This is a genomic window from Arcobacter sp. s6, assembly GCF_040884245.1.
Classification (GTDB): Bacteria; Campylobacterota; Campylobacteria; order Campylobacterales; family Arcobacteraceae; genus Aliarcobacter.
Genome location: NZ_JBEVTN010000002.1, coordinates 1 through 26,658 on the forward strand (window position 1 = coordinate 1; position 26,658 = coordinate 26,658).

General features: G+C 28.5%; 23 protein-coding genes. 8 read left to right on the forward strand and 15 right to left on the reverse strand.

Features of this window, described 5'->3' with window-relative positions; translation table 11 throughout:
- Window positions 1-215 precede the first annotated feature (215 nt).
- From ABVS04_RS00980 to ABVS04_RS01050, 15 genes are all read right to left on the reverse strand, one after another.
- On the reverse strand, window positions 216-938 hold the full coding sequence (locus ABVS04_RS00980) for an energy transducer TonB (protein WP_368028785.1): 723 nt from the start codon (window positions 936-938) through the stop codon (window positions 216-218).
- Between the two features lie 11 nt (window positions 939-949).
- Window positions 950-1,846 (reverse strand): NAD(P)H-dependent glycerol-3-phosphate dehydrogenase, encoded by an 897-nt coding sequence (locus ABVS04_RS00985; protein WP_368028786.1) that lies wholly within the window; start codon window positions 1,844-1,846, stop codon window positions 950-952.
- Complete coding sequence (gatB, locus tag ABVS04_RS00990; RefSeq protein ID WP_368028787.1) at window positions 1,847-3,274, reverse strand: Asp-tRNA(Asn)/Glu-tRNA(Gln) amidotransferase subunit GatB; 1,428 nt, start codon at window positions 3,272-3,274, stop codon at window positions 1,847-1,849.
- Between the two features lie 14 nt (window positions 3,275-3,288).
- Complete coding sequence (locus ABVS04_RS00995) at window positions 3,289-4,113, reverse strand: peptidyl-prolyl cis-trans isomerase (RefSeq protein ID WP_368028788.1); 825 nt, start codon at window positions 4,111-4,113, stop codon at window positions 3,289-3,291.
- Between the two features lie 72 nt (window positions 4,114-4,185).
- On the reverse strand, window positions 4,186-7,026 hold the full coding sequence (locus tag ABVS04_RS01000) for an FAD-binding and (Fe-S)-binding domain-containing protein (protein ID WP_368028789.1): 2,841 nt from the start codon (window positions 7,024-7,026) through the stop codon (window positions 4,186-4,188).
- A 223-nt stretch (window positions 7,027-7,249) separates the two neighbouring features.
- Window positions 7,250-8,611, reverse strand: coding sequence for a TRAP transporter large permease subunit (locus tag ABVS04_RS01005; protein WP_368028791.1), 1,362 nt, complete (start codon window positions 8,609-8,611; stop codon window positions 7,250-7,252).
- Window positions 8,608-9,216, reverse strand: coding sequence for a TRAP transporter small permease subunit (locus ABVS04_RS01010; protein ID WP_368028792.1), 609 nt, complete (start codon window positions 9,214-9,216; stop codon window positions 8,608-8,610). Before ABVS04_RS01010 ends, ABVS04_RS01005 begins: the two co-directional genes overlap by 4 nt.
- A gap of 121 nt (window positions 9,217-9,337) precedes the next feature.
- A complete protein-coding gene (locus ABVS04_RS01015) occupies window positions 9,338-10,402 on the reverse strand; it encodes a TRAP transporter substrate-binding protein (protein ID WP_368028793.1) in 1,065 nt (354 codons plus the stop codon).
- Window positions 10,403-10,487: 85 nt separating this feature from the next.
- Window positions 10,488-11,132, reverse strand: coding sequence for a response regulator transcription factor (locus tag ABVS04_RS01020; RefSeq protein WP_368028794.1), 645 nt, complete (start codon window positions 11,130-11,132; stop codon window positions 10,488-10,490).
- The gene (locus ABVS04_RS01025; RefSeq protein ID WP_368028795.1) at window positions 11,129-13,336 is read right to left on the reverse strand and encodes an ABC transporter substrate binding protein; all 2,208 of its coding nucleotides are present in this window, start codon (window positions 13,334-13,336) and stop codon (window positions 11,129-11,131) included. The genes ABVS04_RS01020 and ABVS04_RS01025 overlap by 4 nt, the downstream gene beginning before the upstream one ends.
- A 25-nt stretch (window positions 13,337-13,361) precedes the next feature.
- Window positions 13,362-13,949, reverse strand: a complete 588-nt coding sequence (locus ABVS04_RS01030) for a lactate utilization protein C (RefSeq protein ID WP_368028796.1) — start codon at window positions 13,947-13,949, stop codon at window positions 13,362-13,364.
- Window positions 13,942-15,321 (reverse strand): lactate utilization protein B, encoded by a 1,380-nt coding sequence (locus ABVS04_RS01035; RefSeq protein ID WP_368028797.1) that lies wholly within the window; start codon window positions 15,319-15,321, stop codon window positions 13,942-13,944. Before ABVS04_RS01035 ends, ABVS04_RS01030 begins: the two co-directional genes overlap by 8 nt.
- A complete protein-coding gene (locus tag ABVS04_RS01040) occupies window positions 15,318-16,067 on the reverse strand; it encodes a (Fe-S)-binding protein (RefSeq protein ID WP_368028798.1) in 750 nt (249 codons plus the stop codon). The genes ABVS04_RS01035 and ABVS04_RS01040 overlap by 4 nt, the downstream gene beginning before the upstream one ends.
- A 63-nt stretch (window positions 16,068-16,130) precedes the next feature.
- Window positions 16,131-16,700 carry a class I SAM-dependent methyltransferase gene (locus ABVS04_RS01045; RefSeq protein WP_368028799.1) on the reverse strand — a complete coding sequence of 190 codons (570 nt, stop codon included), beginning with the start codon at window positions 16,698-16,700 and terminating at the stop codon, window positions 16,131-16,133.
- A gap of 8 nt (window positions 16,701-16,708) precedes the next feature.
- On the reverse strand, window positions 16,709-17,149 hold the full coding sequence (locus ABVS04_RS01050; RefSeq protein WP_368028800.1) for a cytidine/deoxycytidylate deaminase family protein: 441 nt from the start codon (window positions 17,147-17,149) through the stop codon (window positions 16,709-16,711).
- A 169-nt stretch (window positions 17,150-17,318) separates the two neighbouring features.
- Between ABVS04_RS01050 and accB the strand changes: the two genes are divergently transcribed.
- From accB to bluB, 8 genes are all read left to right on the forward strand, one after another.
- Window positions 17,319-17,780 (forward strand): acetyl-CoA carboxylase biotin carboxyl carrier protein, encoded by a 462-nt coding sequence (accB, locus tag ABVS04_RS01055; protein WP_368028801.1) that lies wholly within the window; start codon window positions 17,319-17,321, stop codon window positions 17,778-17,780.
- Between the two features lie 9 nt (window positions 17,781-17,789).
- Window positions 17,790-19,142 (forward strand): acetyl-CoA carboxylase biotin carboxylase subunit, encoded by a 1,353-nt coding sequence (locus tag ABVS04_RS01060; protein ID WP_368028802.1) that lies wholly within the window; start codon window positions 17,790-17,792, stop codon window positions 19,140-19,142.
- Between the two features lie 238 nt (window positions 19,143-19,380).
- Window positions 19,381-21,060 (forward strand): DEAD/DEAH box helicase, encoded by a 1,680-nt coding sequence (locus ABVS04_RS01065; protein ID WP_368028803.1) that lies wholly within the window; start codon window positions 19,381-19,383, stop codon window positions 21,058-21,060.
- A gap of 200 nt (window positions 21,061-21,260) precedes the next feature.
- Window positions 21,261-22,844 carry an inorganic phosphate transporter gene (locus tag ABVS04_RS01070; RefSeq protein WP_368028805.1) on the forward strand — a complete coding sequence of 528 codons (1,584 nt, stop codon included), beginning with the start codon at window positions 21,261-21,263 and terminating at the stop codon, window positions 22,842-22,844.
- An 84-nt stretch (window positions 22,845-22,928) separates the two neighbouring features.
- Window positions 22,929-23,843, forward strand: a complete 915-nt coding sequence (locus tag ABVS04_RS01075; RefSeq protein WP_368028806.1) for an AEC family transporter — start codon at window positions 22,929-22,931, stop codon at window positions 23,841-23,843.
- Window positions 23,844-23,849: 6 nt separating this feature from the next.
- Window positions 23,850-25,640, forward strand: a complete 1,791-nt coding sequence (asnB, locus tag ABVS04_RS01080; RefSeq protein WP_368028807.1) for an asparagine synthase (glutamine-hydrolyzing) — start codon at window positions 23,850-23,852, stop codon at window positions 25,638-25,640.
- A 56-nt stretch (window positions 25,641-25,696) separates the two neighbouring features.
- The gene (locus tag ABVS04_RS01085; protein ID WP_368028808.1) at window positions 25,697-25,999 is read left to right on the forward strand and encodes a hypothetical protein; all 303 of its coding nucleotides are present in this window, start codon (window positions 25,697-25,699) and stop codon (window positions 25,997-25,999) included.
- Window positions 26,000-26,620, forward strand: a complete 621-nt coding sequence (gene bluB, locus ABVS04_RS01090; RefSeq protein ID WP_368028809.1) for a 5,6-dimethylbenzimidazole synthase — start codon at window positions 26,000-26,002, stop codon at window positions 26,618-26,620. It begins immediately after the preceding gene.
- The last annotated feature ends 38 nt before the right edge of the window (window positions 26,621-26,658 follow it).

Genomic DNA, 26,658 nt, shown 5'->3' on the forward strand with positions numbered 1-26,658 from the left:
GGCAGCCAATTAAGCTAAGGTGTGATAGGATTTCTCCTATCAGAATTACTTTGACACGGAATATTTAACAGTCTCTTCTAATGGTTGAATATAATATTTCAGTACTATTGTTTGCCCATTTATTATAAAAATATCCAACTATTAACAAAGGTATTAATGAATAAAGTAAGTTAACTAAGGTGATTGTTTGCATAAGGTATTTTATCTAAATCTATCTAGTTTAATTTAAATTCTAAGGGTAGATTAAAATCTAAATACTCTTTATTTATTTCTTTATCAAATACTTCAAACTCTTTTGTATCATATAAAGCATTTAAAGCAGCCTTATCAAGTCTTTCTTTACTACTTGAGGATAAGACTTTGATATTTATGAATTCTCCTGATTTGAGTACTCTAAAGCTTATTATTACTGTTCCTTGTTCATTTAATTTTTTTGACATGTTTGGATAATTTTTATTTTTGTTTATTTTTTCTCTTAATTTAGAAGCATATTTGTCTATAAGTATATTTTCTTGATAATCAATTTTAGGAGTGGGTTTTAGAGTTTCTTGAGTACTTTGTTCTGTTTGAATTGGTTTTCTTATCTCTTCATTCTTTTCTATATTTTCAGAAATTTCTTGAATCAGTTCTTTAATCTCTTCTTTCACTTGTACTTTTTCAATTTTTTTTGGACTTTCTTTTTTTTCAGTTTTTATTGGTTTCTTTATCTCTACTGGTTTAATTAGTTCTTCTTTTTTAATCTCTTTAGTCTTTTCTTTAATAATAGGTTTTTCAATTCGTTCTTCCATTTCATTTACTTTTGTTAATTGAAATTGAATACTAGGAGTACTTTTCTTTGCTAATGATGTGATTATTTGAGCGTTTCTATAATAAAGAAAAAGTAAAATATGTAAGGAAGTAACTACAAAAAAAGAAGCAAAAATTATAAATTTATTCATAAATTTATAATTTAACTTTTAAGTAAATCTTTAAGACTATCTTTGGGATTTTTCCCTAGAAGTACAAGATTTACTTCATTTGCAATGGGAGTATATATTTGATATTTTCTAGAAAGATTCTGAATAGCAATTGCTGTTTTTACACCTTCTGCTACTTCTCCTAGTTCTTCTAAAATATCTTCTAATTTTTTATTTTGTGCTAAGCCAAGCCCTACTCTAAAATTTCTACTCATTGTAGAATTCGCTGTTAAAAAAAGATCACCCGCCCCACTAAGTCCTAAAAATGATGATTTTTTAGCTTTAAAAACTTTTCCAAATCTTTGCATTTCTACTAAACCACGAGCTATTAAAGAAGCTTGTGCATTTTTCCCAAGATTTAAACCTTCACAAATTCCACTTGCAATTGCCAATACATTTTTATAAGCTCCTGCAACTTCTGCACCTATTACATCAGAACTATAATAAGTCTTAATAAAATTTGGGAAAAAAGGTTCAAATTCTTTATATAGTTTTTTTGAACTTGAATTAATAACTAAAGCACAAGGAAGGCCTTTTATAACTTCCGCTGCAAAGGAAGGTCCTGAAATAAACCCAATATTTTTATCTGGAATAAAAGGAGCATAAATTTCATTTAAAAATTCACCACTATTGGCTTCAATACCTTTTGAAGCTACTAATACTTTTTGTCCATTAAAAATAAAGTTTTGTTTTAACCAAGCTCTTATTTCTTGAGCAGGTATTGCAATTACTAAATATTCACATTCCAATGCAGTTTGCAAATCAACAAAGTTTTTTACATCACGAGGTGTTCTTGATGCAATATATACTTCTTGCTTTTGACTAAGTGCAAAATGAAGAGCACTTCCCCATTTTCCAGCACCAATTACTGCAATAGAATTTTCTTTCATTTATGATAATCTTTGTTTTAATAAATCATTAACTTTGGCAGGATTAGCTGTACCTTTTGATTCTTTCATTGTTTGACCAACAAAGAATCCCATTAGTTTTTCTTTTCCTGCTTTATATTCTGCAACTTTATCAGCATTTGCAGCTAATATAGCATCAATAATTGCTAATAGTGCTCCATCATCAGATACTTGCTTAAGTCCTAGTTTTTCAATAGCTGCATCAACATCTTTTGATTCATTTTCAAATAAATAATCAAGAACTTCTTTAGCCGCTTTTCCAGAAATTGTATCATCTTCTATTCTTTTTACAATAGTTGCTAGCGTTTCTGCCTTTACTGGAGAGTCTTCAACTCCTGCGCCCTCTTTTAATCTTGCTAATAATTCAACTGTTAACCAAGTAACTGCATTTTTAGCACTAATTCCTTGAGCCATCATTTCATCAAAATATTTAGCCATTTCTAAAGAAGCAGTAATTACAGAGGCATCATATTCTTTAAGTCCAAATTCTTTTACAAATCTTTCCTTTTTTTCATCTGGAAGCTCTGGAATAACTGAATATTTTGCAAGCATTTCATCTGTGATAATTACAGGTAAAAGATCTGGATCTGGGAAATATCTGTAATCAGCAGCATCTTCTTTTCCTCTCATTGATCTAGTTTCACCTGTATTTGGATCAAATAATCTTGTTTCTTGAACAATTTCTTTTGAGTGAACTCCATCTTCCCAAGCTTCAATGTGTCTATTTACTTCATAAGCAATAGCTTTCTCAATAAATTTAAATGAATTCATGTTTTTGATTTCACATCTAGTATAAAGATTAGTATCACCTTTTGGTCTGATTGATACGTTAACATCAGCTCTAAATGAACCCTCTTGCATGTTCGCATCACTAATACCTAAATATCTTACTATAGAGTGTAATTTTTTAAGATATAAAAGAGCTTCTTCTGCACTTCTCATATCTGGTTCTGAAACAATTTCTAAAAGTGGAGTTCCTGCTCTATTTAAATCTACATGAGAAACCGCTCCTGCATGGATACTTTTCCCTGCATCATTTTCCAAATGAGCTCTTGTCACTCCAATAGTTTTTTGTCTACCATCTGGAAAATCAATAACTAATTCACCAAGACCAACAACTGGAACTTCAAATTGTGAAATTTGGTAACCTGATGGTAAATCTGGATAGAAGTAATTTTTTCTATTAAATACAGATTTTTGATTTATTTTTGCTTTTAATGCAGTTCCAAGCATAATTGCTTTATGAACAGCTTCTTTATTTAAAACAGGAAGTGCTCCTGGTAATCCTAAGCAAGTTGGACATACATTTGTATTTGGTTGCTCACCAAAACTTGTTGCACAAGAGCAAAAAAGTTTACTATTTGTATTTAATTGTGTATGTACTTCTAACCCTATAATTACTTCAAACATATTTTCTATTCCCTTTATCTAACTATTTTAATATCAGCTGTAAGTTTTTGTTTCTCAAAGTGATCTTTTAAATATTTTTTTTCTCTTGTACTCATAATATCATTAAAGATTTTTGCTTTAACACTTTCATAAGAAAGTGGTGCTGAACCCTCTTTTTTTACTATAAATAATGCTATATATTGTTTATTAGCAGTAAATATAGGAGTAAATGTATTTACTTTTGTCTCATTTAATAAAAACTGCATTTGACCTTGTAGTTTATCTATTGATAATTTAAGAGGTTCTCTTGTAACTTCAGGAGATATAACTAATGGATTTTTTATTGTACTAATTAAAGCTGCTTTATCTTTAGATGCATATTGAACTACATCATAACTACTAGCTGATAAGAATTGGTTTTTATTTTTTTCATAATAAAGATTCATATCCTCTTCTGTTGCAACTGTTAATTGACCTTTTACTATTTTTTGAACAAGTTTCTGTCTAATTACAGCATTTTTTGCTTCATTTTCAAAAACTGCATAATCTGGATATTTTTGTTTGATTACTGATTTGAATGTGTAAACATCCATGCCATTTGAATTAGCAAGTTTCTCAGTATAATCATTAATATCGAAAACATCTGCTGTTATGTTATTTTCTTCAACTAATTGATCATAAAGAATTTTATCAATTAAGTAACTTACAGCATCGTTTTTGCTGATATTATTTACTGACATAGTTTTATCTATATCATAAAGAGTTATTGGTTGATCGTTTACAATTATTGCTATACCGTTTACCATTGCAGCGAATGATATTCCTGAACTCACAAGTAGTGATAAAAAAAGTTTGTACATTATTATTCCCTCTTTCATAAAACAGATATTTTACCAAAAAAATAGTAAATATCTGTTTTGATTGAAAAAAGATTATAAATTTTTAGATTTAGTCACTTTATTAACTAGATAGAAAATAGAATTATAATCAAGTCCTGATTCATCACTTAATCCAATTTCACAAGTTTTAGAGGTAGAAAATGCCATTTTAGCACCACTTGTTTGCTCTTTTAAATGTCTAAGAGCTGATTTATTTAATTCAGGGAAATTAAACCCTCTATCCCCTGCAAAACCACAGCATTTTACATCTGCTGGAACAATTACATTTGTTGAACAAAGTTTAGCTAAGGTATTAAACTTATCTTCTAATCCCATCTTTCTTGAACTACAAGTTGTATGAATTGTAATTGGTTCATCAATTGCTGTAAATTCTAACTCTTTTGTTAAAAATTCTAAAGCAAATTCAATTGGTTCATAAATATTTAATTTATGTGAAAAGCTTTCAAGCATTTTTTTAGTACATGGACTTGTATCACATAAAATTGGATATTCACCAAATTCACTCACATGTAAGAGTGCATCTTCTAATTGAGAAGATTTTGTATGTGCAGCATCATTAAAGCCTTTTGATGAAAATGGCATACCACAACATAAATTTGGAAGATTTTGTGGGAATAAAATTTGGTAACCAGCTTTTTGAAGTAATTCTACTGTTAGCTCAAATAATTGTTTTTCTTCTTTTGATGCATCATCTAATCCCATACTTCTTGTAATACAAGAAGGGAAATAAACAACTTTTTTATCACTAACTTTTTGTTCAAAATTAATATTAATACTTGTAGCTTTAGGCATAGTAATACTCCATTTAGGAAGAGTATTTTTACTTAATTCTCTAAATGTTTTAGTAACACTTTCCATACTAGGTGTTCCTAAAACTTTATGAATAAAGTTTGCACTATGAAGGCCAAATCTTACTCCTTTTAATGTTGTTGAGAAATTATTAGCAACAAAGTTTGCAATTGATTTTCCAGTATTTGATAGTTGTTCAGCTCTAAGATGTTTTGTTAAATTTCCTGTATCTATTTTAACAGGACAAGCAGATGAACATAAACTACATGTTGCACAAGTTTCTATTCCATCATATTGATATAAATCTTTGTATTCTTTTGCTTCTTTATGTTCACCTATACTTTCAAGTCTTGAAATTTCTCTATTTACAACAATTCTTTGCCTTGGTGTTAAAGATAGTTCATTTGATGGACAAGTTGGTTCACAAAAACCACATTCTATACATTTATCAACTATTTCATTTGTTGCAGGAAGTGTTTTTAAGTTTTTTAAATGAGCTTGAGCATCATCATTTATTATAACACCTGGATTTAATAATCCTTTAGGATCAAATAAACTTTTGATCTTTTTCATCATTATATAAGCATCATAACCCCATTCAACTTCTATAAATGCAGCCATATTTCTACCTGTTCCATGCTCTGCTTTTAAGCTTCCTTGATATTTAACAGCAACACTATGAACAACATCATTCATAAAATCATCGTATCTCTTAACTTCTTTTGCATCTGAGAAATCTTGTGTAAATACAAAGTGGAAGTTTCCTTCAAGGGCATGACCAAAAATTAAAGCTTCACTGTAACCATGCTTTTTAAATAAATCTTGAAGTTCAAGTGTAGCATCTGCTAAACACTCAATTGGATAAGCAACATCTTCGATTATTACAGTTGTTCCAGTTTCTCTTACTGCTCCAACAGCAGGGAATAAACCTTTTCTAATTTTCCAATATAGTGTATATTCCGCCACATCTTTTGTAAAGTATATTTCTCTAACAACTGAGAATTCTTTTAATAATTCTTCAATTTGTGTAATTTGAATATCAAGTAGTTCATCACTTACTGCTCTTGTTTCAATTAAAAGTGCAGTTACATTCTTATCAAAATCTTTTATATATGAAGGCATTGCTGGATCATTCTCGATACTTGCTAGTCCTGCCCTATCCATTAATTCAACAGCTTCAACATTGATTGTTTTTGCTTCTTTTGCTAACTTTAATTTTGTTACAGCAGAACATGCTTCTTTTATATCTTTAAAATAAATTAGAGTACTAGCCTTATCTTTTAAATCTTCAACTGTATAATAAGTGATTTCCTCTATAAACGCTAATGTACCTTCACTCCCAATAATTAAATGTTCTAATATCTCAAATTCATCATCAAAATCAATAAGTGCATTTAAAGAGTAACCACATGTATTTTTTATTTTAAATTTTCTCTCAATTTTTGCTCTTAATTCTTCATTGTTTTTTGTTTCATCTGAAAAGCTTTTCAAGTCTTTTAAGAAATCACCATGAGTTTTTCTAAATGAATCTTTACTTTTTTGACATGAAGTATCAAGTTTTGTTCCATCACCAAATATTAATTTCATTGATTTTAAAGTTTTATATGAATTTTGTGAAATACCACAACACATACCTGATGCATTATTAGCGGCAATTCCCCCAATCATAGCTGCATTTATACTAGCTGGATCTGGACCTATCTTTTTTGAATAACGTGCAAGCAATCCATTTACTTGAGCCCCTGTAAGTGCAGGCTCTAAAGAAATATAGCTAACATCAGGAGCAATCTTAAAGTTTGAAAAATTTCTTGAAGTTATTATTAGAATTGAATCACTAATAGCTTGTCCTGAAAGCGAAGTTCCCCCTGCTCTAAAAGTAATACTTAAATTCATTGAGTTTGATAACTCAATAATATCTTGAACTTCTTTTGCATTGTCAGTTTTAATTACAATTTTTGGAATTAATCTATAAAAAGATGCATCTGTTCCATAAGCTAAAGTATGTAGCTTGTCCGTAAAAATTTTTTCTTTTGGAATTTTATGTATTATTTGATCATAAAAATCTTGATATTTTGCTTCTAACATTATTTACCCTTTTTTTAATATATATTTTTGTTTATAAGAAAAAAAGTTTTATCACTCTAGGCGTGGTACTGTGTAGATTCTTTGTTGCGAGTCATAGATAAAAGCGAACATTTTATCTTTTATTTTAAAAATGATATTTGAGAGTAATTTTAAAAAGTCTTTATTTTTCATTTTTGCTTCTTATTTAAATGGAAGTAAAAGGCACAAGCCTTTTACTTATTGTTTACATACTTGAATTAATTCCAAATATTTCTGGGAAAAATACAAGTATAAGTAAAACTATTACTTGAATTAAAATAAACGGTAAAACACCTTTATATATTTCTATTGTTCTAACACTGTTTTCAACTACACCTTTTAGATAAAATAGTGCAAATCCAAATGGTGGAGTTAAAAATGATGTTTGTAAATTCATAGCTATTAGTATAGCAAACCAAACAGGATTTATATCTAGATTCATAGCAATTGGAGCTAGAATAGGAACAATAATATATGAAATTTCAACAAAATCAATAAAAAATCCTAAAATAAATATTGCTAACATTGTAAATAAAATAAATGCTATCTTCTCATCACCAGGCAAATTCATCATAAAGTGCTCAACTAATTCATCTCCACCTGTGTATGTAAATACCATTGAGAAAGCTGTTGCACCAATTAAAATACCAAATACCATCGAAGTTACTTTTACAGATTCAAAAGCAGCTTCTTTAACCATATCAGTTGAGAATGTTTTATAAGCAATTGCTAATAATACAGCTCCAATTGATCCAATAGCAGATGATTCAGTAGGTGTTGCAATTCCTGCAAAAATTGATCCTAATACGAATAAAATTAGTGTTAATGAAGGGATTATATCCATAAATGCTCTAACGACTTGTTTCATTTTTGAACCACGTTCTGGATCTTTTGGAATAGCAGGTGCCATGTCTTTTTTAACATAAGAAACTATTAATATAAATAATATGTACGCTGCAACTAAAAATAATCCAGGCCAAACAGCAGCTGCAAATAGATCTCCAACAGGAACTCTAAATACATCTCCTAAGATAATTAATACAATTGAAGGAGGAATAATTTGCCCTAGTGTTCCAGAAGCACAAATTGTTCCACAAGCTAGTGGTGTATTATATTTATACTTCATCATAACAGGAAGAGAGATAACACCCATTGCCACAACTGAAGCACCAACAACTCCTGTAGAAGCGGCTAATAAAGTTCCAACTAAAACAGTAGAAATAGCAACTCCACCTCTAATTTCTCCAAATAAGAAACCCATTGATTCTAATAGTTTTTCTGCAAGTCCTGTTTTTTGTAAAACAATACCCATAAAAATAAACATTGGGATAGCCATTAAAATAGTATTTTGCATTATTGACATAATTCTATATGGCATAAAGTCAAACATTGAAAGACCTTCTTCAACTCCTTCAAGTAAACCACTCATTATTCCATCATCAAAACCAATTTCAACAATTCCAGCGATTACACCAAATAGTAATGATACAGCTGCAAAAGTAAACGCTACTGGAAAACCAAAAAGTAGCATTACTAATGAAGCAAAAAACATAATTATACCAATCATTTGTTTTCTCCTTTACCATCCATATCAACTACATGATGTTTATGTTGATTTAATTCATTTTTTAAATTCTCAATTTCACCTTTTAGATTGTATTCACTTGAGTCATGTAAGCCTTTGTATACATTTAAATTTTTTATAAAAAATCCAATTGCCGTAACTACAAGCAAGAAAAATGATAATGGAATCAAAGATTTTACAATCCATCTATATTCAAGACCACCTGGATCTCCACTTTTTTCATTAGAAGCAAATGATTCAATTACATAAGGTATTGATTCAATTCCAATTAAAAGTGCAACAGGAAGGATAAATACAATTGAACCAATCATATTTATTTTTGCTTTCTTTTTATTTGTTAAAGTATCATAAATTAAATCTACTCTAACATGACCATCTTCTTTTAGTGTATATGCTATACCTAATAGTATAATAACAGAAAATAAGTGCCATTCTAGTTCTTGCATTGCAATACTACCTGTATTAAAAAAGTATCTCATAACAACATCATAAGTTACATTTAAAATCATAAGTACCATTACAAATGCAGTAAAATAACCAATTGCATCAGCAAATTTATCAAAACCTTTTTCCAGTTTTAACAGCATAATAATCCTTTTGAAATTTTAGATAAGTTAAATAAATATAAAATAGTTTATACATTTATTAAACTTATTATATCTATTTTTATTTTGTAGCTAACTCTCTTGAGAAGAGAGTTAGAGTTTTTTATAAATTGTCTTTTAAGTATAAGTAATCAGACATTTCTGTCCATTTTCTTGCTTTCTTTTGATAAGCTTCTTGAGATTCTAATACTTCTTTAACTATAGGAGATTCTTTTTTAACCTCTTCTAATAATTCTGTATTAGCTTTTTTCATAGCATCCATAACTTCTTTTGGGAAAGTTTTAACTTTGATATTTGGGTATTCGCTTAACATAGTTGCCCATGCTTCACTACTCATATGGTAGTTTTGAATATACATATCATAAGCAGATACTCTCATTGCTGTTAATAAAATTTGTTGATAATCTTTTGATAGTTTGTTAAAAGATTTTTCATTTACTATAAATTGTAATTCAGTTGCTGGTTCATGCCAACCTGTGTAATAGTAAGGTGCAATTTTATGGAATCCCATACTTAAATCCATTCCAGGGCCAACCCATTCAAGTGCATCAATAGTACCTCTTTCAATTGAAGTATATAATTCACCTGGAGCGATATTTGTAACTGATAAACCTAATTTTGCCATAACTTCACCAGCAAATCCAGGAATTCTCATTTTTAGACCTTGTAAATCAGCAACAGTGTTGATCTCTTTTCTAAACCATCCACCCATTTGATTTCCTGTATTTCCACCAGGGAATGCTAAAACATTATGCTTAGCATATGCTTTTTTCATTAAATCCATTCCTCCACCATAGTAGAACCATGCATATTGTTCAGGTGTAGTCATACCAAATGGCATTGTTGTAAATGGTAAAGTATCAATGTCTTTACCTTTCCAGTAATATGATGCAGAGTGACCCATATCATATTGACCACCTTTAACCATATCTAAAATACCAAGTGCTGCTTTATGCTTATTTGCATCATCAACTCTAATAGTAAATTTACCATCAGACATAGTTTCAACTAAATTTGCCATATTTGTTGGAGCATCAATAAATGGAGTTAATGTTGCACCCCAAGTTGTAGCTAATTTCCATTTAACTTTATCAGCAGCTGATGCTGTTGTAGTGATTCCTGCAATTAATGCAGTTGTAACAAGTAGTTTTGTAGTAGTTTTTAACATTTCATTCTCCTTAGATTTGTTATTGTTTAATTCTAACTGCTAGAAATGATAATTATATGATATTTTTCTTAGTAAAACATAATTCTTAAGTAACTTTAAAAATATATCCTGTAGCAACTACAGTTTGAATATAATCTTTAACTAGTATTTTTCTTAAACGTCTAATAAGGCTTCTGATTGATTCTAAAGATGCAAAGTTTCCTTCCCATACATAACTTTCTATTGATTCATATGAGATAACTTGATTTTTTTTGGTTAAAAAAAGATTCATTAAAAGTTTTTCTTTTTTTGTTAATCTAAGTTCTTTTTCATCAATTTTTATCACAGCTGATTTAAAATCAAAATAGTAATTTTCATCAAAATATATTTTATCATTCTGTATTTTACATAGTTTTTCTATTTTAATTTCTAACTCATCAATAAAAAAAGGTTTTTTCAGAAAATCATTACATCCTAAGTCATAAGCCTGTTTTATTACATCAAGTTCAACACTTGCGCTTATTATAATAACAGGTAAAGAGGGATAATATTCTCTTATTTTCTTAAGAATTTTTATTCCATCAATATTTGGAACATTTATATCTAATATAAAACATGAAAACCCATCTGATACAGCTTCAAATGCTAATGCACCATCTGTAAAAGCTAAAATATTGTAGCCTTTCATCTTTAATCGTTTACTTATTGTTTCATTTAATTTTTGGTTATCTTCTAATAATAGGATTTTCATTTTTGTACCTTTTTATGAGGAAGTTTTATAGTAAAAATAACATTATTATTGTCATTTCTTACTGTTATAATACCTCTCATTTTATCTTCAATAATTACTTTTGCCATGTAAAGACCAAATCCTGTACCTGATTCTTTTGTAGTAAAATATGGATCAAATATTGAATTTATGATTTTTTCATCAATAGCTCCACCATCATCAATTATTTCAATAATATTGTAATTTGTTGATCTCTCTATATTGATATTTATTTGTGCTTTTTTTGTAATATCAATATTTTTTTCAACGATTTTATTTTTTGCATTATTTATTAGATTTAGTAAAACTTGTTTAAATTCATTTTCATATCCATAAACAAGTAATTCTTCATTTTTATTTTTATAATTGAAGTTCATTTCTATATTTGAATAAAAAACTTGTTTCCCGATTATTTCATTTATTTCACCTAGCGCTTTTGATATTGAAAATAATTTTTTCTTTGTTGAAGGTTTCAAGAAATTTCTAAAATCACTTAAAGTCTTTGACATATATTTTATTTGTATCATTGAGTCATTAACAAAATCATTAACTTCCATATCTTTTAATTCATTTAATAGATATGATGTTTGTATATCTTGAACAAGAGCTGAAAGCTCAATTAATGGTTCATTCCATTGATGTGCGATTGCAGCAATCATATCACCCATTTCTGCTAATTTACTTTGTTGAATTAAAAATTGTTTTTGTTGAACTCTTTCTGTTATATCATCCATAATACAAACAATTCCACCAACCGTTCCATCTATATTTTTATACACAGCTTTATTTAAAATTATATGTTTCATTTCATTAGATGGGGTATGAAAGGTAAATTCTGAAGTACTTGTTGCAAATGTTGTAAGAAGTTCTTGGTCTATTTGTGTATTTGCATGTGCAACTTTAAATGGAAAAAAATCAAAGGCCGTTTTACCAATTATTTCATCTCGACTACTACTTACTAATGATGCAAAACTAATATTACAACCTAAAAACTTACCATCAATATTTTTGTAGTATATTGGATTTGGAATAGTATCTAGTAAAACTTTATCAAACTCTATTCTATTAGATAATTCCTGCTCTAGTTTTTCTCTTCTTTGAATATTTGCCCTTAATATAATTACAATTGTACTTAGTGTAAAGATTATTAATGCTGCAAAAATAAAAAGTTTTGAATGTTCTTTATATACTGTTACTGGTTCATTTATTATTACAGGATTACTTATATATGGAGAAATATCAATATTAAATTTAACTAATTCTTTATAATCAAACATATAAACATTTGGTGATTTTTCAATAATTGGAATATTTGATATTTTTTTTCCATTAAAAATATCAATAGCCATTTTTGAAATAGCTTCTCCTTGGGAGTTTGCAGATGTTAAAAGTCCACCTACTATTCCATTATTTAAATAAAAATCCCATAAGCCATAAATTGGAACTTGACTTGCTTCTTTTACTTGAGCAAAACTTTGTTTATAAGTAAAATATTTTCCTGTAGTATCTTTAAATAAAAGTACAAAAAGAATTACACTATTTTCTTTATCTAAATTTGAAACTTTCTGTTTTAAATTATTTATTTCTAAGTCATCTGTATATTCTATATTAAATCTATTTTTATATTTCTCAATTATTGGTCGTAAGTCTCTTTTTACAGCATATCCAGTTATTGATGTGTCGTTTATTATTAAAAGATTTTTCAATTTTGGATGTAATTTTGATATAAGTTCAAAATTCTTTTCTAAATCAACATCTTCTGCGACTCCTGACATATAGTTTTTCATACTATTTTCATCTAATAATGCTTTGTCAAAATTGTTTATTCCACAAAATAAAACGGGAGTATTTTTAAATAAATAATCATGATATTTAATCATAAAATCGAAAGCTGTGTTATCACTTACAAGTATTAAATCAAAATTTCTTCCTTCAAATTGCTGTTTGTAAAGTTTTGCAAGAGAATTTAAATATGCAGCATTGTCTATTCTTTTAGTATCCATATAAACTGTTGTCAGCTCTATTTCTTCTTTTTTATAATTAGAAAAAGATTTTTCAATAGCTTTTGATATATCATCTGACCAAGCATATCCTTTATGATAAGAGTGTAAAAGTAATACTTCTTTGCCAGAGTTAGCAAAAAGAAGATTACAAATAAGTATGCTAAATAGTAAAAAAAATTTCATTAATATCCCCTATTTAGCAATTATATCAAGATTTTGTAAAAATTACATAACCTGATTTTGGTCCATGGGCACCAATAACTAGTGATTGTTCAATATCAGCTGTTTTTGATGGACCTGAAATAAACGCACCATATCCACTATTGTCAAAATTTAATTTTTGATAAGCTTCATGCATATTATTTAAAATCTCTTTTTCCTCAATTACAATAACAATATTTTGTGCTATAAAATATAATGCTCTATGTCTATTATCTTCATCTTTCATCCAAATAGCACCATTTTCAGCAACTGCAAAGTTACCTTTTACAACTGCTAAATCAATGTCTTTTAAAGTGTGAACATCGTCTTGTGAATTAGCATCAAAATTTCCAATGGTACAAAAATCAACATTAGAAGCTATTTGTTTTTCATCAGGATATAAATCTTTTATAGTTTTATCTAAATCTTTTTTATCTATAACTAAAGCTTTCCCACCAACACTTTCAAGCATAGTTGAAAAAGTTTGAAATTTATTTTCAAATTTTATTCCAAAGTTATCATATGATGGAAGAGGAACATCTTTAACTATATTATTTTCTTTTATATTTTTAAGTATTAGTTCTTTACTAGTCATCTAATTCTCCTGATATGAACATTTCTTTAAAACTTTTTTCTGGCATTTTTGGTAAATCTCTTTGTCTTCCCCAAATATTTCCTTTATTATAAACCAATGATTGTGGAAGTTTAGGAACAACTTTTCTAGCAACTTTCCCTGCAAGTTCAAATAATGCAGGTTTTCCCATTAACCAAGCGGTTACCTTCATGGCCATCTTTTTCTTAGAATCTATTAAATTAGCTTCTGCTAAATCTTGTCTTAAACTATAGAGTTGCGAATCTAAATCAATTTTTACTGGACATACATTTGTACAAGAACCACATAAAGTACATGCAAATGGTAATGAATTGTGCTTTTCTGGTTCTTTTTTAGCACCCAAAATTGAACCAATTGGTCCTGGGATTACATATTCATAAGAGTGACCACCACTTCTTCTATAAACTGGACATGTATTCATACAAGCTCCACATCTAATACAATTTAATGCTTTTTTATTTTTTTGTGATGCTAAGAATTGTGATCTGTTGTTATCAACAATAATTACATGCATTTCTCCACCTTCAATAGGAGCATGAAAATGTGAAGTATAAGATGTAATTGGCTGACCAGTTGCACTACGTGCTAGTAATCTTGTAAATACACTTAAATCTTCTAGTCTTGGAATAATTTTTTCAATACCCATTGAAGCAATATGTAACTTTGGAACACTAGCTCCCATATCTGCATTTCCTTCATTGGTACAAACAACAACTCCTCCTGTTTGAGCTATTGCAAAGTTTACACCTGTAAGTCCTGCTTGTGCTGTTAAAAAATCTTCCCTTAAACTAGCTCTAGCTGCTCTTGTTAAATAAGTTGGATCATCATTTCCTTTTTCAGTTCCTAAATACTTATGAAATGTGTCAGATACATCCATTTTTTTTAGATGAATAGCTGGAAGAACTATATGAGAAGGTGGTTCATTTCTTAATTGAACAATTCTCTCTCCTAAATCTGTATCAATTACTTCTATTCCTCTTTCTTCTAAATAAGGATTTAAATGGCATTCTTCTGTTAACATTGATTTTGATTTAACTAATTTTGTTACATTCTTTTCTTTTAAAAGTCTATATGCTATTTCATTATGCTCTTTTGCATCAATAGCAAAGTGAACTATGATTCCTTTTGCTTTTGCATTCTTTTCAAACTCAAGTAAGTATTTATCTAGATTTGCCATAGTATGGCTTTTTATTTGACTGGCAAATTCTCTTAATTGTTCCCATTCAGGGATTGATTTACTTGCTCTATCCCTTTTTTCTCTTACAAACCAAAGAGCTTGATCATGCCAATGCATTCTTTCATCATTAGCTACAAATACTTTTGCATTGTCTGCGTGATTATGGTTAGTACTCATGGTTTAACTCCTGCTAGAATTTCTACAATGTGCATTACTTTTATAGGATAGTTGTTCCTATTTATTAATCCATCCATATGCATTAAGCATGACATATCAGCTCCTGTCATTATTTGTGCATCTGAATCTAAATGATCTTTAATTCTATCTTTCCCCATAGCAACTGATAAATCTTCTTCAGCAACACTAAATGTACCACCAAATCCACAACATTCATCTTTTCTTTTTAATTCAACTAATTTTATATCATTAACTGTATTTAAAAGATTCTCAAGTTTTGAATTATATGGAACATTAAGCTCACTAGCCGTTCCTAATTTTAAAACTCTATGTCCATGACAAGAGTTATGTAGACCTACTTTATAGGGAAATGAAATATTTAAATTTAGATTTTCTATTTTTATAATATCATGTAAAAATTCGCATACTTCATAGATAGAAGCTTTTACTTTATTATAATCTTTATCATTATTAAAAAATTCATTATAGTGCTCTTTAACCATTGATACACAAGAACCACTAGGAGCTACTATGTAATCAAACTCTTTAAATGTATTTACAAAATTTATTGCTAAATTTTTTATATCTTTTGAACAACCTGAATTTGCCATTGGCTGACCACAACATGTTTGGCTTAGTGGATATTCAATCTTTAAGCCTTGTTTTTTAAGTACTTGGTATGTTGCCTTGCAAATGTCAGGATATAGTTCATTCATAAAACATGGTACAAATAAGCCTATTTTCATTTTTATTCCTTATGTTTGTTTAGACTAATTTTATATTTAAAATATGAGAAATATATGATAATTTTATTTTTCTAGATAGATGGAAAAATCGTTACTAAGATAAAATTCTTTTATTTGAATTTTATTTGTTAATTTTAAGCAGTAGTTTATTACTTGTTCTTTATTAACTTTTGTTAAGGAATCATTTTTTAAGAAATTAAAAACAAAAGCTTTTTTTGAATGATGAAAACAATTTTTGATGAAAATAAAAACTTCATTTTCTTCTAGTATATTCATGGCTCCACTACAAATATAATAGTCTGCAAAATCTAAGGAATCTTTTAAAATATTTTGTTTTTTAAATGACGTATTTAGAAATCTTTTTGATGCAAGATTTATCATCTGCTCTTCACAATCAATTCCTAAATATGATTTAGGTTTTAAATTATTATCGAACAAATAATTGTAATATTCACCAAAACCACAACCTGCGTCTATTATTGAAGAATTTTTAATATCTTTTTTTATAAAGTTAGTTAGGATTTCAAATCTTTTGTATTGGGAAAAATCTGAATTCCATTGTACTCCTTGAGCACTTATTCCATATTTTCTTATGGATTTATTATAAAATTCAGTATTGTCTTTTTGAGCCATATAACTTATTAAGTATTTTTTATTTGCTCAATTTGAACATTATTGTCTTTTATAAATTTTGAGATAATTTCAGAGTTTGTATGTTCGTAGGCTTTTTCATAAACAATTCTTACTATACCACTTGCAATGACATTTTTAGAACATTCACTACAAGGTTCAAGGGTTACATAAATTGTAGCACCTTCAATAGAAATGCCTTTTCTCGCAGCCCAAATAATTGCGTTCATTTCTGCGTGAATTTCATAAGTTTTTGACCAATCATGATGATCTTTAGTATAGTTTCCTTCCCAGTGGTCACTACAATTTTTGTAACCAGCTGGCGTTCCATTGTAACCCGTTGAAAGGATTCTTCCATCTTTTACAATAACAGCACCCACTTGTTTTGAAACACATTTTGAAGCTAATGCTATTTCTTTTGCAATATTTATAAAACTTTGATCATTTAACATTTTTTTCCTAACAAAACTTTTCTAAATTATAGCGAAAGATTTTTTATAGATAACATTTTCATTTTACTTTTCAGTCTTAAATAAAACTTAATTAATTCTTCAAAAATATATTTATTAGAAAAAATGTGCTATTATGAGAAAAAATTTTACTAAATGAAAAAGGCTAAGTATGGATTTTAAAGAAATCAGAGAATTAATAAGAGTATTTGATAAGAGTGAACTTAACAAATTAAAGGTTAAAGAGGGTGAATTTGAAATTTCTATGCAAAGAGGTTTTGAAAGTGGTGTAACTACAGTTACTACATCTGCTCCTGTTGCTCAAGTATCAACAGTTAGCGCTACTCCTGCTATATCTGCTCCTGTTATTGAAGCAGCTACAAGTGTAGTATCTGGTGAAACTATTAATTCACCAATGGTTGGGACATATTATTCATCTCCATCACCTGAATCACCTGCATTTGTTACAGTTGGTTCAACAGTTAAAAAAGGTCAAACTCTTTGTATTTTAGAAGCTATGAAAATTATGAATGAAGTTGAAGCTGAATTTGATTGCAAAATTGTAGAAATTCTTGTTAAAGATGGTGCACCTGTTGAATATGACATGCCTCTTTTTGTTGTTGAAAAGTTATAAGAGTAATCTATGGCAGAAATTAAAAAAATTTTAATAGCTAATAGAGGTGAAATTGTTCAACGTGCTATTAGAACTATTAGAGAAATGGGTAAAAAATCAGTTGTTGTTTATAGTGCTGGAGATAAAAATGCTTCTTACTTAAAACATGCAGATGAAGCTGTATGTATTGGTGGTGCTAAATCATCTGAGTCATACTTAAACATCCCAGCTATTATTACAGCTGCTGAAATGACAGGATGTGATGCAATTTTCCCAGGTTATGGATTTTTATCTGAAAATCAAGACTTTGTAGAAATTTGTCAACTACACAATATTAAATTTATTGGACCTTCTGTTGAAGTAATGGAAAAAATGGCTGATAAGTCTAAAGCAAAAGATGAGATGATAAAAGCTGGAGTTCCTGTAGTTCCAGGTTCAAAAGGTGCTGTACATTCTGTAGCTGAAGGTAGAAAAGTAGCTGCTGAAATTGGATATCCTATTATGGCAAAAGCATCTGCTGGTGGTGGTGGTAGAGGTATGAGACTTATTGAAAATGAAGATAAGTTTGATCAACTGTTTACAGCAGCATCTAGTGAGGCACTTGCTGCGTTTGGTGATGGAACAATGTACTTAGAAAGATTTATCAATAATCCAAGACATATTGAAGTTCAAGTTGTTGGAGATTCTCATGGTAATGCTATTCATATAGGGGAGAGAGATTGTTCACTTCAAAGAAGACATCAAAAAGTTATTGAAGAATCGCCTGCAATTTTATTAAACGATGAAACAAGAGCTAATCTTCATGAAGTTGCTGTAAAAGCAACAAAATATCTAAAGTATGAAGGTGCTGGTACTTTCGAATTTTTAGCTGATGATAAACAAAACATTTACTTTATGGAAATGAATACAAGACTTCAAGTTGAACATCCAGTTTCTGAAATGGTTTCTGGTATTGATATTGTTGAATTAATGATTAAAGTTGCTGAAGGTGAAAAAGTTCCTCCACAAGAATCTATTAAATTTAGAGGTCATGCAATTGAGTGTAGAATAACAGCTGAAGATCCAAACTCATTTTTACCAAGTCCAGGAAAAGTGACTCAATGGATGGTTCCAGGTGGTAGAAACGTAAGGGTTGATTCTCATGTGTATGCAGGATATGTTGTACCTCCTTATTATGACTCAATGATTGGTAAACTAATTGTTTGGGGAAGAGATAGAAATAAAGCTATTAATATTATGAAAAGAGCTTTAAAAGAGTTTGAAGTTGAAGGAATTAGAACAACAATTCCATTCCATCAAAAAATGATGGAAAATGAAGATTTCATTTCAAATGACTATGATACAAAATACTTAGAAAACTACAAAAAACTAGAAGATTTATAGGAAGAGGAGCTTTGCTCCTATTTCTTAAAGCTTAAATTTATCTAAAACTAGATATAATCCGCCAAATTATACACATTTATATACCCATTTTACTTTGATAAACTAATCAAAGATTCATTTTCATTAAACTGACTTACTTGCAAGACTCAAATTGCGTTTTAATTGTACATTTATGGGGAGATTAAATCTAACATATAGCCGTGTGTATATTTTAATAAATACATACAAAGGTAAAAGAATGACTTTTAACGAATTTAATTTTAAAGAATTATTGCAAAAAGCAATAGATGAAGCAGGGTTTAAAGAACCAAGTCCAATACAAGAACAAGCGATTCCATTTGTTTTAGATGGTAAAGATATTGTTGGTCAAGCACACACAGGAACTGGTAAAACTGCTGCATTCGGACTTCCTATATTAAATAAAATGAAGGGTAATAGTGGTGTAGAAGCTGTTGTTATTGTTCCAACAAGAGAACTTGCAATGCAAGTATCAGATGAATTATACAGATTTGGTAGGTTTTTAGGTATTAATACAGCTACTGTATACGGTGGACAAGCATATGCTAGACAAATAAAATTAATTGAGAATGCAGGTATTATCGTTGCAACTCCAGGAAGATTTTTAGATCTTCTAAGAGGTGGGAAAATTGATATTAAGCCTGATTATGTAATTCTTGATGAAGCAGATGAAATGCTTGATATGGGATTTTTAGATGATATTAAAGAAATTTTTACCTTCTTACCAACTGAGAGACAAACTTTATTATTTTCTGCAACTATGCCAGTTGCTATAAAAAATCTTGCTAAAACAATTTTAGAAGAGCCAGAATTTATAACTTTAACTAAAAAAGATGTTACAAATTCAAAAATCACTCAAACTTTTTACGTTGTTGATGAAAGAGAAAGAGATGATGCATTAATCAGATTATACGATTATAAAAATCCTACTAAATCTATTATTTTTTGTCGCACAAAAAAAGAAGTTGATAGATTATCAACATTTATGGTATCTCAAGGATTTATGGCTAAGGGTCTTCATGGTGATATGGAGCAAAGACAAAGAGAAGAAGCAATTAGAGCGTTTAAAACTTCTAAATTAGAAATTTTAATTGCAACAGATGTTGCGGCACGTGGACTTGATGTAAATGATGTTTCTCATGTATTTAATTACCATTTACCATTTGATTCTGAGTCTTATGTACATAGAATTGGAAGAACAGGGAGAGCTGGGAAAGAAGGTGTTGCTGTTTCTATTGTAACTCCACATGAGTTTAGAATGTTACAAAAAATTGAAAAAAATATCGGTACAAAATTAGAAGGAAAAGCTATTCCTGATATTGATTCAGTTAAATTAAAAAAAGTTGCTGAATTAAAAAATCAAATTAGTGAACAAGAAATTCAAGATTATGCTTTAACATTAGTTGAAGAACTAAAAGAAGAGTTTGATATTTCTACAATTGCATTTAAATTAGCTTCAATGATTTCTGCATCTACATTCGTTCAAGGAAATAATAATATTGGAAAATCAGAATCTGATATTAAAAGACTTGTTGAAAATGCGAGCAGATATGAAGGTGAAGGTAGAGGAGATAGAGGCTCAAGAGGTGGAAGATTTGGCTCAAGAGGTGGTAACTCAAGAGGTGGTAATTCTAGAGATAGAAACTCAAGAGGTGATAGACCAAGCGGTGATAGAGATAGAGCGCCAAGAGGTGATAGACCAGACAGAGGACCTAGAAGTGGAGATAGAGATAGAGCACCAAGAGGTGACAGACCAAGTAGTGATAGAGCTCCAAGACCAAGTGGTGACAGAGGATCAAGACCAAGTGGTGATAGAGGATCAAGACCAAGTGGTGATAGAGCTCCAAGAGGAGATAGACCTTCAAGACCAAGTGGTGACAGAAGTAGAAAAAGAGATTAATTCTCTTTTTTTATTAAAATAGAAACAATTCTTTCCTTGTACTTCTAAAAAACTCAATTTTATTTTCTAAATATTGTTAAACCTATATAAAATATAGGGATTAACTATAATTGTATTAAGCTAACTTAAAGCTTTGATAAGGAAATATCCACTATAATACTAACCTACTTAAATTACAAAATAGTTACAAAAGGTACAATTTGGATATTAAAACAATTAACAGAATTGATAAGGCTAGGGATAAGACATTACCTGGTTTTGCAAAACTCTCTTTAGCACTACTTTTTATGGTAGTAGTTCTTCTTTGGTCATATGCTTCACATGGTAATCTTCCCAATAATACGTTTTTAGTTATCGGTGCAGTTTTTGGTGCATATATGGCTATGAATATTGGTGCAAATGATGTTGCTAATAATGTTGGTCCAGCTGTTGGATCTAAGGCATTAACATTAACAGGTGCAATTATAATTGCAGCTATTTTTGAATCTTTAGGGGCTTTTATAGCTGGTGGAGATGTTGTTAAAACTATTAAAGATGGAATAATAAATCCAGCATTAATTTCAGATCCTCAAATATTTATTTGGGCTATGTCTGCTGCTTTATTATCAGCAGCCCTTTGGTTAAATTTTGCCACGTCAATTGGTGCTCCAGTTTCAACTACACACTCTATTGTAGGTGGAGTTATGGGTGCGGGTATTGCAGCAGCTGGATTTTCAATAGTAGATTGGGATAAAGTAACTCAGATTGTTGCATCATGGGTTATTTCTCCACTAATGGGTGGAATTATAGCAGCAGCATTTTTATTTTTTATTAAAAAACAAATAGTTTTTAAAGAAGATAAAATTGAAGCTTCAAAGAAATTTGTTCCTTTATTAATTGCTTTAATGTCTTGGATATTTTCTACTTACATTATTTTAAAAGGTATTAAACAAATAATTAAAGTTGATTTTATTACGGCTACACTTATAGGTTTAATTATTGGTGTGATTGTATATATTATTGTTAAACCTTTAATATTTAAAGCTGCAGAAAAATTAGAAAATAATAGATTATCTGTAAACACTTTATTTAATATTCCTTTGATATTTGCTGCTGCTTTATTATCATTTGCACATGGAGCTAATGACGTTGCAAATGCAATTGGACCCTTAGCTGCAATTAATGATGCTATAGTAAATGTTGAAATAGCATCAAATGTTGCTATTCCTTTTTGGGTTATGGCAGTTGGTGCTTTTGGGATTGTGATTGGATTAATGTTATATGGTCCTAAATTGATAAAAACAGTAGGGTCTGAGATTACAGAACTTGATCAAATGAGAGCATATTCTATTGCAATGGCTGCCTCATTTACTGTGATACTTGCAAGTCAATTGGGTCTTCCTGTTTCATCTACTCATATTGCAGTTGGTGGAGTTTTTGGGGTTGGATTTTTAAGAGAATTTTTGGATGCTAATGAAAAAAGATTTTTACAAGAAACAAGAAAGAAATTTAAGAAGCATAAAAAAGAATTAGAATCTATGAATGAAGAGTTAAGAAATCTTGAACTTATTGTTGATAAATCAAAAAGTAATTATGTAAGAATTGTTGAGCTTATTAAAAATATTGATGACAGAGAAGATTTAGTTAAACAAGATAGAAAAGATGTAAAAGATGCAAAAAGAACAAAATATGTAAAAAGAGATGCAGTTAAAAAAATTATTGCTGCGTGGATTATTACAGTTCCTGCTGCTTCAATTTTAGCTGCTGCTATTTTCTTTATGATAAAAGGAATTATGGCTGTATAAGTAGAAATTCTACTTATACTAATCATCTTTTATTTATCTCTTTAATGGTAGAATCCCTTTTAAAAATTTTACTAGGGATTTTCTTTGGAAGCTGTATTTGCTGTTTTACCTGTTTACTTTTTTATTTTACTAGGATTTACTGCAAAAAAAATCTTTACAAATCAACTTGATGAAAAAACTCTTGTCTTAATTTCTTTATATTTCTTTCAACCAATTTTAATTTTTTGGGGATTAACAAAAACTCCAATTAATTATGAATTAATTGCTTCTCCTATTGCTTATTTATCTATTATTCTTATTTGTATAGTTTTCCTACTTTTAATTAATAAAAAACTATTTAAAGAAAGAAATGAACAATCTATTTATTTAGCAACTTCACTTATTGGTAATACTGGAAATCTTGGGATTCCTCTTGGAATTGCTATTTTTGGTATTGAATCTGTTCCTTACACTAGTATTATAAACATTGCAAATATTATCTTTATCTATACTTTTTCTGTATATTTTTTTGCAAGAGAGCAGTTTTTATTAAAAGATGCTATTAAATCAATTTCAAAGATTCCTGCAATTTGGTTTGCTTTACTTGCACTTTTTGTTAATTATCAAGGAATAAGTATAAATAAACATATTTATACAGCATTAGAAATGGGTGCATATACTTCAATGGTTATTCAATTACTTATTTTTGGAATGTACTTATTTAGTGTGAAAATCAAAACTATTCCTTGGCCGTTATCAATACAAATTTCTTTTGTTAAGCATGTTTTACTACCTGTTGTTGGATTAGTATTTGTATTATATTTTACAGATCTTAATTCTTATGTTGCATCAATTTTGATTATGGAACTAATGGTTCCTCTAGCTGTAAATAATGTTAATTTGGCTGCATTATATAACTGTAAACCATTTAATGTTGCAGCTTCAGTTTTAGTTTCAACTGCATTGTTTGCTTTACTTCTTTATTTTAATATTGAAGTTATTAAATATTTTATTAAGTAGGTAAGTATGTGTGGAATAATAGGTACAAATTTTATTTCAAATGAATTTGATAAATCATTAGAACTATTAAATAATAGAGGTCCTGATTTTCATAAATCTCATATTATTGATAATAAGCAATTTGGACATACAAGACTTGCTATTATTGATTTAAATGAAGAAGCAAATCAGCCTATGATTTTTGATGATATATTACTTGTTTTTAATGGAGAAATTTATAATTATAAAGAATTGATTCACGTGGAACATTTAGAGTGTAAAACTAAAAGTGATAGTGAAGTATTGATTAGACTTTACCAAAAATATGAATTTGAATTTTTAAATAAACTAAATGGAATGTTCTCTTTTTGTCTTTATGATATAAAAAAGGATAGATATTTCTGTGCAAGAGATAGATATGGTAAAAAGCCATTTTTCTACTATTTTAAGGATAAGAAGTTTATATTTTCTTCTTCAATCAAGTCAATATTAAATCTACTTGATTATAAACCATCTTTAAATAAAGTTGCTGTTTCAAAATATATGCAATATTTTGTCTCTTATGGCGAAGATACTTTCTATCAGGAGATTTTTAAACTTGAAGCTGCAACATATATGATATATGAGCCAAATAAGCCCTGTGAGCTTCAAAAAAAGAAATATTATAAGATAAACACCTATAAAGCCATTAAGGACGAAAAACAAGCTTTAAATGATATAGAAGAGCTTTTATTTAAAAGTGTTGAGTATAGACTTAATAGTGACGTTGAAGTTGCTTCACTATTGAGTGGTGGAATTGATAGTTCGTTAATATCTGCACTTTATACAAGAATATCAGGAAAGAAGATAAATACTTTTAGTATTGGTTATGATGAACATAAAAACTATTGTGAATTATCTTACGCACAAATTACAGCATCTCATATAGGCTCAAATCATAATCCTGTATCTATAAATCAAAAAGAGTATATAAATCACTTTGAAGAGACTTTAGAATTTTTAGAAGAACCACATGGAGATAGTGCTGCAATTCCTTTAAATATTTTAACAAAAAAAATACATCAAAGTGGAATTAAAACTGTTCTTTCAGGGGAAGGAAGTGATGAGATATTTTTAGGTTATGACAACTATGCAAAGTTTTTAAAATATTACGAGTTTGAAAAATCATTATCATATGAACAAAATATATTTTTAAATGATATTATAGGAGCATTACAAAATAATACTAAAGAGAGTGAATACTTACGAAGAATAGTAAAAAAGCAAAATCTTTATAACTCATTTGGAGAAATATATACTGATATTCAAAGAAAAAGATTATTTAAAAAAGTTCCAACATTTAAGAATGAAACCTCAAAACAAGATCCTGTTGACTGGATGAGTTATATAGATTTAAAGATTTGGTTAGGAGAGGCATTATTATCGAAAGTTGATAGAATCTCTATGGGAAACTCATTAGAAGTTAGAACGCCATTTTTAGACTTTAATTTAGTAAATTATATGTTTAGTGTTGAATCAAAAATAAAAATTGGAGATACAAATAAATATTTATTAAAGAAAATAGCTTCTAAATATATTCCAAATGAAATTATAAATAGGACTAAAAAAGGTTTTAATTCTCCATTTAATGAGTGGTTAAATAAAGAGTATAAAAATCATATTCTTGAAGTTATACTTGAAGTTAATAAAAGTACAAATTTATTCAATGATGATTATATACTTCATATCTATGAATTATCACGTTCTAATAAATTTAAGCAACATCTTTATTCTCTTTTTATATTTTCTTTATGGTATAAAAAAGAGTATATTTCTTAAGATAAAAGATTGTAAAATCAAATATATTATAAATAAAATTTATTAAAAGAGAAAAAATGACTATATTAATTCCAGTAGATATGAAAAATAGAGATGAGTGTATCATTTCATCAATAGAAGAAAATAAAGCATGGGCTTTTATAACTTTAGATGAAGGTAAAATCGTAAAGGTTGAATTTTTTGATAGACGTGAAGATATTACAGTTTTAATTGATGCTGTTGTTGTTATCAATGATTTAGAGTATGTATGGCCATTTATGGATGAAGGAATTATTGCATTAGTTGCTCCAACTCAAAAAAGTATAGATGAAATTGTTGAAGCATTTCTATTCAAAGATTTACATGATTTTTCTATATAAATGAAATTTAATAAAAAAGATTTAAAGACACTTTCCAATATTATTGTCTCTAGACGTGATGTTAGGGGAAATAATTTCATTAACAAAAAGATATCAAATAAAAAACTTGATATCATTTTACAATCTGCTTTAAATGCACCTTCTGTTGGTTATTCTCAACCTTGGCAATTTATTATTGTTAATGATGAAAAACGAGATTTAGTTTATAAGCACTTTAAAAAATCTTTTGATAAAAGTAAAAAAAAGTTTCTTGATAAACCTGTATACTCTTCTTTAAAACTTGAAGGAATAAAAGAATCAAACATTAATATTGCAGTTTATTATAAAAAAAGTAAAAATGATATTTTAGGACAAACTTATATGAAAAGAACAGGAGAATATTCTGTTGTATGTGCAATTTTAAATATGTGGTTAACTGCTCGTGTTTTAAATATTGGTATGGGTTGGGTATCCATTTTAAAACCAAAAAAAATAAATAAAATATTTGATATGAACAAAAACGAGTTTAAATTTATTGCATACTTATGCTTTGGATATACAAAAGAATTTTATAGTGAACCAGAATTGAAAAAATTAAAATGGAATAAAAAAATCAATCTATCAGATTGCCTTATTAGTTAAGCTTTTTAATATACACCTAAATATATAATACACAACTT

Coding starts and splice junctions, on each gene's coding strand:
- ABVS04_RS00980 (WP_368028785.1), bottom strand. CDS start 938: ATGAATAAATTTATAATTTTTGCTTCTTTTTTTGTAGTTACTTCCTTA.
- ABVS04_RS00985 (WP_368028786.1), bottom strand. CDS start 1,846: ATGAAAGAAAATTCTATTGCAGTAATTGGTGCTGGAAAATGGGGAAGT.
- gatB (WP_368028787.1), bottom strand. CDS start 3,274: ATGTTTGAAGTAATTATAGGGTTAGAAGTACATACACAATTAAATACA.
- ABVS04_RS00995 (WP_368028788.1), bottom strand. CDS start 4,113: ATGTACAAACTTTTTTTATCACTACTTGTGAGTTCAGGAATATCATTC.
- ABVS04_RS01000 (WP_368028789.1), bottom strand. CDS start 7,026: ATGTTAGAAGCAAAATATCAAGATTTTTATGATCAAATAATACATAAA.
- ABVS04_RS01005 (WP_368028791.1), bottom strand. CDS start 8,611: ATGATTGGTATAATTATGTTTTTTGCTTCATTAGTAATGCTACTTTTT.
- ABVS04_RS01010 (WP_368028792.1), bottom strand. CDS start 9,216: ATGCTGTTAAAACTGGAAAAAGGTTTTGATAAATTTGCTGATGCAATT.
- ABVS04_RS01015 (WP_368028793.1), bottom strand. CDS start 10,402: ATGTTAAAAACTACTACAAAACTACTTGTTACAACTGCATTAATTGCA.
- ABVS04_RS01020 (WP_368028794.1), bottom strand. CDS start 11,132: ATGAAAATCCTATTATTAGAAGATAACCAAAAATTAAATGAAACAATA.
- ABVS04_RS01025 (WP_368028795.1), bottom strand. CDS start 13,336: ATGAAATTTTTTTTACTATTTAGCATACTTATTTGTAATCTTCTTTTT.
- ABVS04_RS01030 (WP_368028796.1), bottom strand. CDS start 13,949: ATGACTAGTAAAGAACTAATACTTAAAAATATAAAAGAAAATAATATA.
- ABVS04_RS01035 (WP_368028797.1), bottom strand. CDS start 15,321: ATGAGTACTAACCATAATCACGCAGACAATGCAAAAGTATTTGTAGCT.
- ABVS04_RS01040 (WP_368028798.1), bottom strand. CDS start 16,067: ATGAAAATAGGCTTATTTGTACCATGTTTTATGAATGAACTATATCCT.
- ABVS04_RS01045 (WP_368028799.1), bottom strand. CDS start 16,700: ATGGCTCAAAAAGACAATACTGAATTTTATAATAAATCCATAAGAAAA.
- ABVS04_RS01050 (WP_368028800.1), bottom strand. CDS start 17,149: ATGTTAAATGATCAAAGTTTTATAAATATTGCAAAAGAAATAGCATTA.
- accB (WP_368028801.1), top strand. CDS start 17,319: ATGGATTTTAAAGAAATCAGAGAATTAATAAGAGTATTTGATAAGAGT.
- ABVS04_RS01060 (WP_368028802.1), top strand. CDS start 17,790: ATGGCAGAAATTAAAAAAATTTTAATAGCTAATAGAGGTGAAATTGTT.
- ABVS04_RS01065 (WP_368028803.1), top strand. CDS start 19,381: ATGACTTTTAACGAATTTAATTTTAAAGAATTATTGCAAAAAGCAATA.
- asnB (WP_368028807.1), top strand. CDS start 23,850: ATGTGTGGAATAATAGGTACAAATTTTATTTCAAATGAATTTGATAAA.
- ABVS04_RS01085 (WP_368028808.1), top strand. CDS start 25,697: ATGACTATATTAATTCCAGTAGATATGAAAAATAGAGATGAGTGTATC.
- bluB (WP_368028809.1), top strand. CDS start 26,000: ATGAAATTTAATAAAAAAGATTTAAAGACACTTTCCAATATTATTGTC.